Origin of the sequence: Mycobacterium sp. 852002-53434_SCH5985345, assembly GCF_001667155.1 — a bacterium.
Lineage (GTDB): Bacteria > Actinomycetota > Actinomycetes > Mycobacteriales > Mycobacteriaceae > Mycobacterium.
This window is the reverse complement of record NZ_LZIE01000076.1, coordinates 42,865-55,117: the sequence shown is the minus strand read 5'-3', so window position 1 is coordinate 55,117 and position 12,253 is coordinate 42,865. Positions and strand designations below refer to the sequence as shown.

General features: G+C 68.2%; 10 protein-coding genes and 1 pseudogene. 5 read left to right on the top strand and 6 right to left on the bottom strand.

Going from position 1 to position 12,253, the window contains the following annotated elements; translation table 11 throughout:
• Nucleotides 1-22: 22 nt before the first annotated feature.
• Entirely contained in the window at nt 23-415 is a 393-nt protein-coding gene (locus A5756_RS20030) for a nitroreductase family deazaflavin-dependent oxidoreductase (protein WP_066956445.1), read from the top strand.
• A 28-nt stretch (nt 416-443) separates the two neighbouring features.
• On the opposite strand, the pseudogene A5756_RS20025 reads toward A5756_RS20030, so the two are convergent.
• Both A5756_RS20025 and A5756_RS20020 read right to left on the bottom strand, forming a co-directional pair.
• Nucleotides 444-1,285 (bottom strand): annotated as a pseudogene (locus A5756_RS20025) (DNA polymerase domain-containing protein).
• A 181-nt stretch (nt 1,286-1,466) separates the two neighbouring features.
• Nucleotides 1,467-1,889: a MarR family winged helix-turn-helix transcriptional regulator gene (locus A5756_RS20020; protein ID WP_066956443.1), complete on the bottom strand. Its 423-nt coding sequence runs from the start codon at nt 1,887-1,889 to the stop codon at nt 1,467-1,469.
• 114 nt (nt 1,890-2,003) lie between these two features.
• On the opposite strand from A5756_RS20020, the gene A5756_RS20015 reads away from it, so the two are divergent.
• Nucleotides 2,004-2,531 (top strand): hypothetical protein, encoded by a 528-nt coding sequence (locus A5756_RS20015; protein WP_066956440.1) that lies wholly within the window; start codon nt 2,004-2,006, stop codon nt 2,529-2,531.
• A 20-nt stretch (nt 2,532-2,551) separates the two neighbouring features.
• Here the strand turns inward: A5756_RS20015 and A5756_RS20010 are convergent, their stop codons facing one another.
• From A5756_RS20010 to A5756_RS19995, 4 genes are read right to left on the bottom strand one after another with little or no spacing between them, the layout of a single operon-like run.
• Nucleotides 2,552-3,922 carry an amino acid permease gene (locus A5756_RS20010; protein WP_066956437.1) on the bottom strand — a complete coding sequence of 457 codons (1,371 nt, stop codon included), beginning with the start codon at nt 3,920-3,922 and terminating at the stop codon, nt 2,552-2,554.
• Nucleotides 3,923-3,943: 21 nt separating this feature from the next.
• Nucleotides 3,944-4,684 carry a class I SAM-dependent methyltransferase gene (locus A5756_RS20005; protein WP_156659696.1) on the bottom strand — a complete coding sequence of 247 codons (741 nt, stop codon included), beginning with the start codon at nt 4,682-4,684 and terminating at the stop codon, nt 3,944-3,946.
• Between the two features lie 55 nt (nt 4,685-4,739).
• Nucleotides 4,740-6,095 (bottom strand): MFS transporter, encoded by a 1,356-nt coding sequence (locus tag A5756_RS20000; protein WP_066956434.1) that lies wholly within the window; start codon nt 6,093-6,095, stop codon nt 4,740-4,742.
• Between the two features lie 4 nt (nt 6,096-6,099).
• Nucleotides 6,100-7,254 carry an LLM class flavin-dependent oxidoreductase gene (locus A5756_RS19995; protein WP_066956431.1) on the bottom strand — a complete coding sequence of 385 codons (1,155 nt, stop codon included), beginning with the start codon at nt 7,252-7,254 and terminating at the stop codon, nt 6,100-6,102.
• Nucleotides 7,255-7,630: 376 nt separating this feature from the next.
• Between A5756_RS19995 and A5756_RS19990 the strand changes: the two genes are divergently transcribed.
• From A5756_RS19990 to A5756_RS19980, 3 genes are all read left to right on the top strand, one after another.
• Entirely contained in the window at nt 7,631-8,509 is an 879-nt protein-coding gene (locus A5756_RS19990; protein WP_231989262.1) for an alpha/beta hydrolase-fold protein, read from the top strand.
• A 9-nt stretch (nt 8,510-8,518) separates the two neighbouring features.
• Complete coding sequence (locus A5756_RS26040; protein WP_156659694.1) at nt 8,519-8,686, top strand: hypothetical protein; 168 nt, start codon at nt 8,519-8,521, stop codon at nt 8,684-8,686.
• A gap of 248 nt (nt 8,687-8,934) precedes the next feature.
• Entirely contained in the window at nt 8,935-12,252 is a 3,318-nt protein-coding gene (locus A5756_RS19980; RefSeq protein ID WP_066956424.1) for a LuxR C-terminal-related transcriptional regulator, read from the top strand.
• Nucleotide 12,253 lies beyond the last annotated feature (1 nt).

Here is a 12,253-nt window from a genome sequence, read left to right as displayed (position 1 = left end):
CGCAGGCGAGTTGGATAGCGGTATGCAGATGCCGCAGGGGCTCGCCCGGTTCAACCGCCGCGTCACCAATCCAGTTCAGCGGCTATGGGCCGGCCGGCTGCCGCCGTTCGCCATCGTCGAACACGTCGGCCGCCGCTCGGGCAAGCCGTACCGCACCCCGGTGAACGTGTTCAGCACAGCTGTCGACGGCAAGCCCGGGGTGGCGATCCTGTTGACCTACGGCCCGGACCGGGACTGGCTGAAGAACTTGATCGCCGCGGGAGGCGGGCGCATGCACCGCAACGGCAAGAGCTTCGGCATCGCCGAGCCGCGAGTGGTCACCAACGACGAGGCGGCCCGGTACGTGACACGGGGCCGCGCGGTGTTCGCCCGGCTGCCGTTCGAGCAGGCGGTATTGCTCACCAGGACCGAGTAAGGCGGGCGCCCGCACGCCCGGGAGGTCGTCAAGCCCCAGGGGTCGTCCGGCGGGCCCGCGCGCGCCGTTTGCCCTCGTGCATAGCGGCCAGCCGGGCGACCGGAATCGCGCGGCCCTGCTCGATCAGATCGTCCGGCAGACGCTGCGGATCAGGCATGTGCTCGGACCACGGATCGCGCCCGGCAAGGGCAGCGATCGCCGTGTGGATGGTGAAGTCGCCGGGACGTACGGAATCGAGATCCGACCAGGCGAGCGGAAAGGACACCGGCATGCCCGGCCGCAGGCGCGGGCTGTAGGCGGCGGCGACGGTCGCCCCGCCGGCCCGGGTGGAGTCGACGAACACCTTGCCGGCGCGGTCGGCCACGATGAAAGCCGTTGTCGCCCTTTGCGGGTCGAGCGCTTCGACGCGGGCGGCGAGCGCCCGGGTAGCCGCCGCAACGTCGTCCACCGCGGCCGTGCCGTCGACCGGCACGAAGACGTGAATGCCCTTGGCGCCGCTGGTCTTCACCGCGCCCGCCAAACGGCTGTCGGCCAACGCCTGCCGGACCAGGTAGGCGACGGCGACCACGGCGGGGAAGTCGCCGTCGGCCGGCGGGTCGAGGTCGAGCACCAAATGGGTGGGCCGACGCAGGTCATCGACCAGTCCGAGCGACGGGTGGTATTCGAGGGCGCGCTGATTGGCCAGCCAAAGCAGCGTCCGCCGGTCGTCGCAGACGACATAGTGCACTTGGCGTTTCGATGCGTCGGCCCATACCGGGACGGTCCGCACCCAGGCGGTGCGTACTTCGGCACGTTCTTCTGCATGAACGCGGCCTGGCCCCGCAGCAGGCGCAGCACCGTGAGCGCGCGACCGGCCAGGACGGGCAACATTCGGTCGGCGACCGCATCCAGGTAGTCGATCAGCTCACGCTTGGTGGCTCCGGCGTCCGGGCTCAGCGGCTGGTCCAGGTTGGTCAGATCAACGCCGGCGCGCCGCTCCTCGGCTGTCATGGCACACCGACCGGCGGTCCACACCAGCCCCGGATTGCACTGCGGCGTGCGCTCGACGTGTTCATCCGAACGCCAGCTGGCGCAGCACGCGCAGAAAGACGGTTCGGTCGCTGGTGGACAGCTGCCCGAGCCAGCGCTCCTCGCCGGCTTGGATGTCGCGCTGCGCGGCACTCTTGATCGACCGTCCGGCGCTGGTGATCGCCAGCAGGCGCGCGCGACGGTCATCGGGATCGGGTGAGCGTTCGATGTAGCCGCGCTCCTGCAGTTCATCGAGCGTGGGAATGATGCGCGTCTTGTCGGCGCCGATCGCCTCGGCGAGGGCCGCCTGCGTGCGGATCGGCGAGCCATCAAGGGCGCTGAGAATGACGTAACCCCACATCGACAGGCCGTGCGCCGCCAGCACCGGCCGCTCGGCGGCCACGGCTTGCCGGGTCAGCCGCACGAGCATTGCCGCAAGATCTGGACGCGTCGACTTTCGTGCCATGTCGTGATGATAGACATCGGCATTTTATATGCATTGTCATATCATCTATGTACGCTTATTATTTTGTCAGGCGGTACGGGCTTGCCGCGCTGCCATTTGACATAGGAGCTGTCCATGACCACAACGCAACGCGGCGACGTCTTGGCCAGTGGTGACGACGGCCGGCCATCCTCGGGTGAGGCGAAAGCGGCGGGCCAACCGCCGATCACACCCGGCGCCGGGCTCATCAGCACCGACTGGCTGCCGGGCCCGTCCGACTCGACCCGGTTCCCGGTTGTAGTGAGTTTCACCGACTTTCATAGCGAATCCGAACAGGATTGGCAGCAGGTCGCCGAACTGGGTTTGAGGCTGGCGCAAAGCTGGCCGATCATGCACGGAGCGGTCGGACTGTGGCTCTGGGGCAAGCCTGCGGAGTGCCGCGGCGGATCGCTATCCGTCTGGGACAGCAGAAGCGATTTACGCCGTTTCATCCGCTGGCCGGTGCACGCCGAAATCGTGAAGAACTGGCGGGGACGGGTGCGGGTGGAATCGGTGACTTGGACTGACGAGCGATTCGTCCCGACGGTGACATGGGGTCGCGCCGAGGAACACATGCGGATGCCCCGCCACATGTCAGCCGGTCGGCAAAGCGGTGACGATTAACCGCCCGAGGCACTGGGTTGCTACTCCCCCGCGGGGATCGCACTGCGGCTACCCATTCGGCCGCGGGCGCGGGCGGCGAAGTACACCCCGATCACCACCGCCCACGACAACAGGCTGAGCCAGAGCTGGCTGCGCGCCGAGCGATCGAAGGCCATCTGCACCAGCACGGCGGTGATTCCGGCCAGGGTGAGGATGGACAATACCGGGAAGAACCACATCTTCACCCGCAACTTTTCGGCGGGGGTGCGGCGGCGCAAGGTGATCTGCGAAAGCGCGATGAGCCAGTAGACGAACAAGATGATGGCGCCCGAGGAGTTGAGCAGGAACAGGAACACGGTGTTGGGCGCGACGCGCGCCATGATGACGCAGCCGAACCCGACCGCCGACGAGCACAAAATCGCGACGTGCGGAACGCCACGCCCGCTCAACCTGACCAACCGCGTCGGGGCCTCGCCCCGCTCGGCGAGCACGAACAGCATGCGCGACGCGGTATACAGTCCGGAGTTCAGGCAGGACAGCACCGCGGTGAGCACCACGGCGTTCATCACCTGGTCCGCGCCGCGCAGCCCCAGGTGGTTCAGCGCGGCCACGTACGGCGACGCGCCGAGTTCCACGGAGTCCCAAGGCAATATCGCCACCAACAAGAACACCGACCCCACAAAGAAGACGCCGATCCGCGCCACCACCGATCTGGTGGCCTTCTGGACCGCCAGTTCCGGGTCCCGGCTTTCCGCCGCGGCCACGGTGACGATTTCGGCGCCGACCATGGAGAAGATCACCACCACGATGGCGGCGAAGACGGCCCCGACGCCCTTCGGGAAGAAGCCGCCGTGCGCGGTGAGGTTGGCCAGTCCGCCGTGATGGCCCGGCACGAGGTCCAGCACGAAGGCCGTGCCCACACCGAGGAAGATCACGATGGTCGCGACTTTGATTCCGGCGAACCAGAATTCGAACTCACCGAAAGACGAGACGGAGAACAGGTTGGTCGCCGTCATCAAGACCATCAGGCACAGCGACAGCAGCCACAGCGGCGCGTGGAACCAGTAGTTGAGGACTTTCCCGCCGGCGACGGCCTCGAAGCCGACCACGATCACCCAGAAGTACCAGTACAGCCAGGCGACCGAGAATCCCGCCCAGCGGCCCAGCGCCTTAGCCGCGTAATCGGCGAACGAACCGGTCGACGGGTTCGCGGCCGCCATCTCGCCCAGCATGCGCATCACCAGGACGATCAGCAAGCCGCACAGCGCGTACGTCACAAACGCCGCGGGGCCGGTGTCTTTGATCACCACACCCGAGCCGACGAACAAGCCGGCACCGATGACGCCGCCGAGGGCGATCATGCTGAGCTGGCGCTGCGACAGCCCCTGGCGCAGTTGCGGAGTGCGTGCCATGCCGGTCGGATGCAGCGGTGCTCAGTCGAGGCGGGTGGCCACCACCGACCACACCGGAAGGTGGACCCGGTGGTCTTCCAGCAGGGGGTCGATGACGCCCAGCCGGTGTACCAGCGGCCGCATCCGCTGCAGAATCTCGCCCTGCTGTTCGGACGCGAGCGTCTTCATGGCGTCGAACGTCTCCTTGAGGAAGCGGGCCTCATACGTCGTGCTGCCCAGGTAGTCGATGCGCCATCCGTTGGCACCGAACACCCGCTCGAAGTTGTCGGCGGGTATGGCCGTCCACTGCAGGCCGTTGACGTTGTGGGGGCTGAATTCGAACATGTACAGCCGCGCCCCGGGCCTGGTGGCGCGGTGCAGCGCCTGCGCGTACCGCGTCTGGGTGACCCCGTCGTTGAGGAACACGTGATAGAAAGCGCTGTCCACCACCGTGTCGAATCGACCCTCGAAGCCTTCGAGCCTGGTGGCGTCGGCCACTTGGAAATCGACCTCGACGCCGGCCCGATCGGCGTTGCGCTTGGCTTGCTCGATGGCCGAGGGTGAATCATCGATTCCGGTCGCCGAATATCCATGCGCGGCAAAGTGAATGGCGTGATGGCCGGGGCCCGTGCCGGGATCGAGCACCTCGCCGCGTATCCCGCCGTAGGCCACCAGCTGCTGGACCGCCGGCTGCGGGCCGCCGATGTCCCAGGGGATCCGCCCGCCGGCATGTTCTGCCTCGTCGTACAGCGGCTCGAAACCGGCGACGTTCCCGTCAGTCATTGCCTTCTCGCTTCCTCGCGACTCCCGACGGGAACGACACTAGTGCGAAGTTAGCTCAAAGATATAGGTCTTGCTCGCGGATCAATGCCGTGGCGAGCACGCTGATGACGGCCGTCGCCACCAGGTACCCGCACGCCAGCCATGGCGCGCCGCCGAGGGCCGCGATGAGCGCGGTCACGATCATCGGGGTAACGCCGGAGGCGTAGATGCCCGAGAACTGATACACGAACGACAGACCAGTGTAGCGCGTGCTGGTGGGATACAGCGACGAGTACAGCGTGCCCTGCGCCCCGTAGAACAGCGCGTGCACAACGCCGAACACGACGACCAGCGCCACCGCGAACCAGACCAGGTTCCTGGTGCCGAACAGGGCGAAGGCGGGGAACGCCGCGACGCCGTAGCATGCCACGCCGGCCAGGTACACCCGGCGGGCGCCGAACCGGTCGGTCAGCGCCCCCGACACGGGCAGCAGCGCCGCCATCAACAGGGCGGCGATGGTCACCACCACCAGCACCGACACCCGGTTGAAGCCCAGCGCCCCGGTGGCGTAGCTGATCGCGAAGACGCCCCAGGTGTTGAACGCCGAGCCTTCGGCCCAGCGAGACAGCAAGCCCAACACCGTGTTTCGCCTCGACCGGGGTTCACGGACGATCTCGCGGATGGGCACCGTGGCCGTGGCCTCGAGCTCACGCAGCTCGCGGAAAGCCGGTGTCTCCTCGACCCGCAACCGCACCACGACGCCGACCACCACCAGCACCAGGCTGAGCAGAAAACCGATACGCCAGCCGTAGGCGAGGAAGCGGGCCGGACCCAAGGCGATTTGCAGGAACGCGAAAATCCCTGTGCCCAAGGCTAATCCGAGCGCCAGCCCGATCTGCGGGATAGCCCCGAAGCGGCCGCGCCGGCCCTCGGGGCTGTGCTCCACTGCGAGCAACACGGCACCGGCCCACTCGCCGCCGAGGGCGAATCCCTGCAGGATCCGCAGCGCCAACAGCAACAGCGGCGCCCACACCCCGATCTGCGCGGCGGTGGGCAACACCCCGATCAACGCCGTGGCGACGCCCATGATCAGCATGGTCAGCGCGAGGCTGCGCTTGCGGCCGATCCGGTCGCCGATGTGGCCGAAGACCAGCCCGCCGACCGGCCGCATGACGAACCCGACGGCGAACGTCGCGAACGCGAGCAGCGTGCCGACAAGTGAGCTCTCGCTGGGAAAGAAGACCTTGTTGAACACCAGGCCCGCCGCGGTCGCGTAGAGGAAGAAGTCGTACCACTCCACGGTGGTGCCCAACAGGCTCGCCGCGACGACGATGCGCAGCCGCCCGCGTTGCTGCGCGGCGGACTCTTCGACCGCGCGGGCGCTCGGGTCGAGGCCTGCGCCGGTCGCCGGCGCGGGCAACGTGGCCGCCATGGTCTCAGTGGGCCGAGGCGGCCGCGAACGGCGTCGCCGATACCGGGCGCGACCGGCCGTTGGGCCGGCCGGGATGACGCCACAACCCCGTTCGCTCCAGCAGCGGCAGGACGCCCTCGCCGAACCAGTAGGCCTCTTCCAGGTGCGGATATCCCGACAGGATGAAGTGGGTGATGCCGATCTTGGCGTACTCGGTCAGCCGTTCGGCGACCTCGGCGTGCGACCCGACCAACGCGGTGCCCGCTCCCCCGCGGACCAGCCCCACGCCGGCCCACAGGTTGGGCCCCACCAGCAACCGGCTGCTGCTTCCGCCATGCAGGTCCAGCATGCGCCGCTGGCCCTCCGATTCGCTGCGGGCCAGGCTGGCCTGCACCCGCTCGACGTCGGCCGGGTCGACAGCGGCCAGCAGCCGGTCGGCCTCGGCCCATGCCTGCTCGGACGTGTCGCGGCTGATCACATGAATCCGCAAGCCGTACTGCAGGATTCGGCCGGCGTCCACGGCCAGCCCACGGATCCAGTCGATCTTCTGCGCGACCGCCGTGGCCGGCTCACCCCAGGTGAGGTAGACGTCGCTGTGCTTGGCCGCGACCGGACCGGCCGCCGCCGACGATCCGCCGAAGAACACCGCCGGCACCGGATCGGGTGGATTGTTCAGCTGCGCGCCCTCGACGCGAATGTGCTCTCCCGCAAAGGTGACCGGCTCCGATGCGGTCCACAGTTGGCGGACCACGTGCAAGAACTCGGCGGTGCGCGCATAACGCGCCTCCTTGTCGAGAAAGTCTCCGTAGGCCCGCTGCTCGTGCGGTTCGCCACCGGTGACGACGTTGAGCAGCAGCCGCCCGCCGGAATGCCGCTGGAAGGTCCCGGCCATCTGGGCGGCCAGGGTGGGGCTCAGCAACCCGGGCCGGAAGGCGACCAGAAACTTCAGCGTCTCGGTGGCCTCGACCAGCATCGCCGTCGTCAACCAGGCATCCTCACACCACAATCCGGTGGGGGTGAGCACCGCCTCGAAGCCATTGTCCTCGGCAGCCGCACAAATCTGGTGCAGGTACTTCAGCGTGGCGGGCCGGTCCCCGGACATCGGCGTCCCGTGTCCGCCCGCCACCAGGTTCCGGGAATCACCGTAGGTCGGCAGAAACCAATGAAACGCCAGACTCATCCTCAATCCTCTTTCAATCCACGACGCCAGGCACGAAAGCTCCATCCTGCGAAACTTGCGGCCGGTACGGGAGGGTTGAAACCGTCCAGATTGCATCCCCGTCCGGCGGCGCTGCCGCGCGGCGAGAGGCGTCCTCCGGGGGAGTCGACCTCCCCGCCCCATACCCGTCTTTTCTCTTCTGGCACAAGGGAATAGCAGTGCGCGGAGACACCGGCGGGCGTCGCGATGGTGGCCGTAGCATGGTGCCGCAACTCGGCCGCCAGACCCATACCTGCGGTGCCCCACAGGTAACCGGTTCATGACCGATCGGTCACGCGAGATCACACAAATGTTCCATTTCGGCGTGGCTCAGGCGGGAATGCCCGGTCAGCGCGGCATTATTGCGATCATGCCTGACCTGACACGCCGGGCGGTGCTGAGAATGGGAGCCGGCACCGGCCTGGGAGCCGCTGGCGTGTTCGCCTTAAGCGCCCTACTCGATCCGGTCAGGTCGCTAGCCGCGACGTTGCCGCAGGCTCCCGCCCCGTTCGAGCCGTCGGCAGCGAGCAGCAACCTCCCCACCAGGCTCACGGGTTCGTTCGTCTCCGCCGCCCGCGGGGGCGTGAAGACGAATTACGTGATCGCGTTGCCGCCGGGGCAAACCGGGATGCTGCGACCCGTGATCGCCCTGCACGGCAAGGACGGCGACGCGAACATGATGCTCGACTGCGGCGTCGAGCGGGGCCTGGCCCAGCTGGTCAAGGAGGGCAAGCCGCCGTTCGCGGTGGTGGGCGTCGACGGGGGCAGCGACTCCTACTGGCACAAACGGGCCGACGGCACCGACTCGGGCGCCATGGTGCTCGACGAGCTGCTGCCGATGCTGTCCTCGATGGGATTCGACACCTCTCGGGTTGGCTTGATGGGCTGGTCGATGGGGGGCTACGGGGCGCTACACCTGGGCGCCAAGCTGGGGCCCGCGCGGACCGCGGGCATCTGCGCGATCAGTCCGGCGCTGTACCCCTCGTTCGCCGACTGCGCTCCCAAGGCGTTCGACAGCGAGGACGACTTTACCCAGAACAGCGTGCTGGGTGTGCCGGCGTTGTCGCAGATCCCGCTGCGCGTGGATTGCGGCACCTTCGACCGCTTCTATTCGGCCACGCGGCAATTCGTGAGCCAGCTGAAGACGCCGCCAGCCGGCAGCTTCTCGCTGGGCGGCCACGACATCGTCTATTGGCGGGCACAGTTGCCCGGCGAGCTTGCCTGGATGGCGTCCTAGCGGAACCCCATGAGCGTCCGGCCGAGCGAACTCCCCACCCGCCAAACCGAGCGGGCGGTGAAGCGGACCGGATTTCGCCCCGACATCGAGGGCTTGCGGGCGGTCGCGGTCATCGCGGTCGCGCAGGTGCTGGCGCGCTGGCGGACCGCGCCCTGGCGGGTGGGTGAACGGCAATGAACTTCTGGTGGTCGACGAACGTCATATCAGCGAAGGGTTTTGGGAGGTTGTGGGGATGACTCCGCTGCTGCTGGCCTGCATTGCGGCCGCCGCTCCTGTCGCCGGGTTCGGCTTGCTGAACTTGCAAGCCCGCCTGGAGCGATGGGACTACGAGCGGCACGCCGAGGACTGAACCCGGGTCGTAGCTCCGCGTGCTGGCCGGCGGAGTTGCGCGCTTTCGCTGATGTTTTGCCACTCATCGTCCCCGCATGCTGGCTAACATGATCGACATTCATTCGTCGGCGGACACTCCGCTGCTGGACTGGAGCGAGCAGAGCGTGAGCGACCTGCCCACAGGGACCGTGACGTTGCTGCTTGCCGACGTGGAAGGCTCGACACGGCTGTGGGAGACCCAGTCCGACACCATGACGGCGGCGCTCGAGCAGCTCAATCAAACCGTGAACGATCTCGTCGCCGCCCACGGCGGGGTGCGGCCCGTCGAACAGGGTGAGGGCGACAGTTTCGTGGTGGCCTTTGCCCGCCCCAGCGACGCCGTCGGGTGCGCGCTTGCACTCCAGCTGGCCGTCCCGCCGCCGATCCGGATCCGCATCGGCCTGCACACCGGCGAGGTGCAGCTGCGCGACGCCGGCAACTACGCCGGGCCCACAATCAACCGCACCGCGCGGCTGCGCGACCTCGCCCACGGCGGGCAGACCGTGCTCTCCGGTGCCACCGAACCGCTGGTGCTCGACCGGCTACCGACCGATGCCTGGCTGACCGACCTGGGCGTCCACCCGTTGCGCGACCTGCCGCGGCCGGAACGCGTCGTCCAACTCAATCACCCCGGCCTGACCAACGACTTCCCGCCGTTGCGAGGGGCGAATGACGTTGCCAATGCCCATCTTCCGACACAGCTGACCAGCTTCGTCGGCCGGGGCACGCAGATCAGCGACATCGGACAGATCTTGCGGGACAACAGGTTCGTGACCCTGACCGGCGCGGGCGGCGTCGGCAAGACCCGGTTGGCGGTGCAGGTCGCCGAGCAGGTTGCGGACGCGTTCCCCGGCGGGGCCTGGTTTGTCGATCTTGCCCCCGTCACCAATCCCCTCGTCGTGCCGGTCACCCTGGCGCGCACCTTGGGTCTTGCCGACCAACCGGGCCGTTCCACCATGGAGACGGTGTCGAAGTTCGTCCGGGACCGCAAAATGCTGTTGGTACTCGACAATTGCGAGCACCTACTGGATGCCAGCGCGACACTGGTCGTGGCCCTGCTTGACGCGGGCCCGGCTGTCACGGTGCTGGCGACCAGCCGGGAGCCGGTCGGCGTCGCCGGAGAACTGACCTGGCGCGTGCCGTCGCTGTCGGTCGACGGCGAGGCGCTCGAATTGTTCGTCGACCGTGCCCGTCGCACCAGACCGGATTTCCAACGCACCGAGGACAATTCACCCGCCATCGCCGAGATCTGCCGGCGCCTGGACGGCATGCCGCTGGCGATCGAGCTGGCTGCGGCGCGGACCCGCACCCTGTCCCTGACCCAGATCGTCGACAGCCTTCATCACAACTTCCGCCTCCTGGCCGGGGGCGCACGCAACGCGGTTCGCCGCCAGCAGACGCTGCGCGCATCCATCGACTGGTCGCACGCCATGCTCACCGAGCCTGAGCGCATCCTGTTTCGCCGCCTGGCCGTGTTCATGGGCGGTTTCGACCTGGACGCCGCGCACGCCGTGGGCGCCGACGCCGGTGTGGAGCACTTCCAGCTCATCGACCTGCTCGGGCTGCTCGTGGACAAGTCGCTGATCGTCACCGAAGAAATCGACGGCATGATGCGCTACCGCCTGCTGGAGACCGTCCGCCAGTACGGCCTGGAAAAGCTCGCCGAGTCGGGCGAGGCCGAGGCCGTACGGATCCGGCACCGCGACTACTACACCGCGGCCGCCGTGACGCTGGAATCGCGGATGCGTGGCGACGGGACACCGTTGGTTCCGTGGGCCGAACTCGAGATGGCCAACCTGCGGGCCGCCCACGCGTGGAGTTGCGACGCCGGGGAGTTCGAGCCGGCGTTGCAGCTCGTCTCGGCCCTGCAGCGGCTGTGGGTGACGCGTGCACGGTTCCGCGAGGGAGTGGCCGGATTCGAGGCCGTCTTCAGCGACGAGCGGTACCGCGATACGGACGTCGCGCCCGAAATCTGGGCGCGCGCGGTCGCCGACGCGGGGCTGCTCGCGGTCTGGTACTCCGTTCCAGCCAGCCTCGAGCGGGCGGAAGAGGCCCTGGCTGCCGCGCGGCAAGTCGGCGATCAGCACCTCATCGCCCACTGCCTGAGGACCTGCTGCATGTTGGCGTTCAACGACGCGGAGCTGACCGCGCCGCTTTTCGCCGAGGCGGCCGACCTGGCTCGCGCCTCGGGCGACCTTTCCGCTCTCTACCACGTGCGCGCCTACCAGTGCTTCGCCAGGAATGTCACCGGCGATCCGATCGCGTCGCAGGAGGCCGGCGAGGAGGGACGAGACCTCGCCGACAAGCTCGGCGACAGTTTCATGTCGCGCTACAGCCGGGTGTTCCTCACGGGCGCGCTCGCCATGCAGGGCAAGCTGCCCGAGGCGCTTCGGGTATCCCATGCGCTGGTCGAGGAAGCCCGGGCCGCCGATGACCTCCCCATGGAGACGTTTGGCCTCATGGCGCTGGGACAAGCGCTCGCGATGACCGGCGATGCCGCGGCGGGCCGGGCCGCCGCGGAAGCCGCCCTCGAAAACGGCGCTGCCATCGGCGGTTTCCACGAGGACACCGCCTTCTCAGCCCTGGCCAACGCCGAGTTGGCAGATGCGAACGTTGCGGGGGCCAAGGAGGCGTGCGACGCGGCCCTGCAGCACACTTCTCCGCTGAAAGAGCTGTTTGTGCGAAGCCTGTTGCCGATGGCCGACGCTCTGATGGGTTGCGGAGACTTGCTCGGCGCCCGCCGCTGGGCGGACGACACGGTCGCAACGGTGCCCGGCTGCTATCGGGTGGCGGCGCTGACGGCGCGGGCCCGCGTCGCGGTCGCGCAACGTGAGCCGCACCAGGCCGAACGCGACCTGCACGATGCCGTCGCGGCCGCCGAGGACACGGGCGGAACCCACTATCTACCCGATGCCCTCGAAGGTCTTGCCGCCCTGGCCGCCGATATCAATCCCGAGCATTCCGCGCGGCTTTTGGGTGCGGCCGAAGGCCTGCGGCAGCGCCAGGGCTCGGTGCGCTTCAAGGCTTTTCAAGCCAGCTATGACGCGTCGCTGGCAAAGACACGAGAAGCCCTGGGCCAGCAGGCTTTCGAAGCCGTATGGGCGGAAGGCAACGCGCTGTCGACCGGAGAGGCCATCAGCTACGCGCAGCGCGGCCGCGGCTCGCGCGGACGGCCGGCCAGCGGTTGGGAGTCCCTGACGCCCACCGAACTCGACGTCGTCCGGCTCGTCGGCGAAGGATTGCCCAACAAGGACATTGCCGCACGGCTGTTCGTCTCGCCGCGCACCGTGCAGTCTCATCTCACGCACGTCTACACCAAGCTCGCCGTGTCATCGCGGGTACAGCTCGCTCAGGAAGCGGCCCGGCACGGCTAGG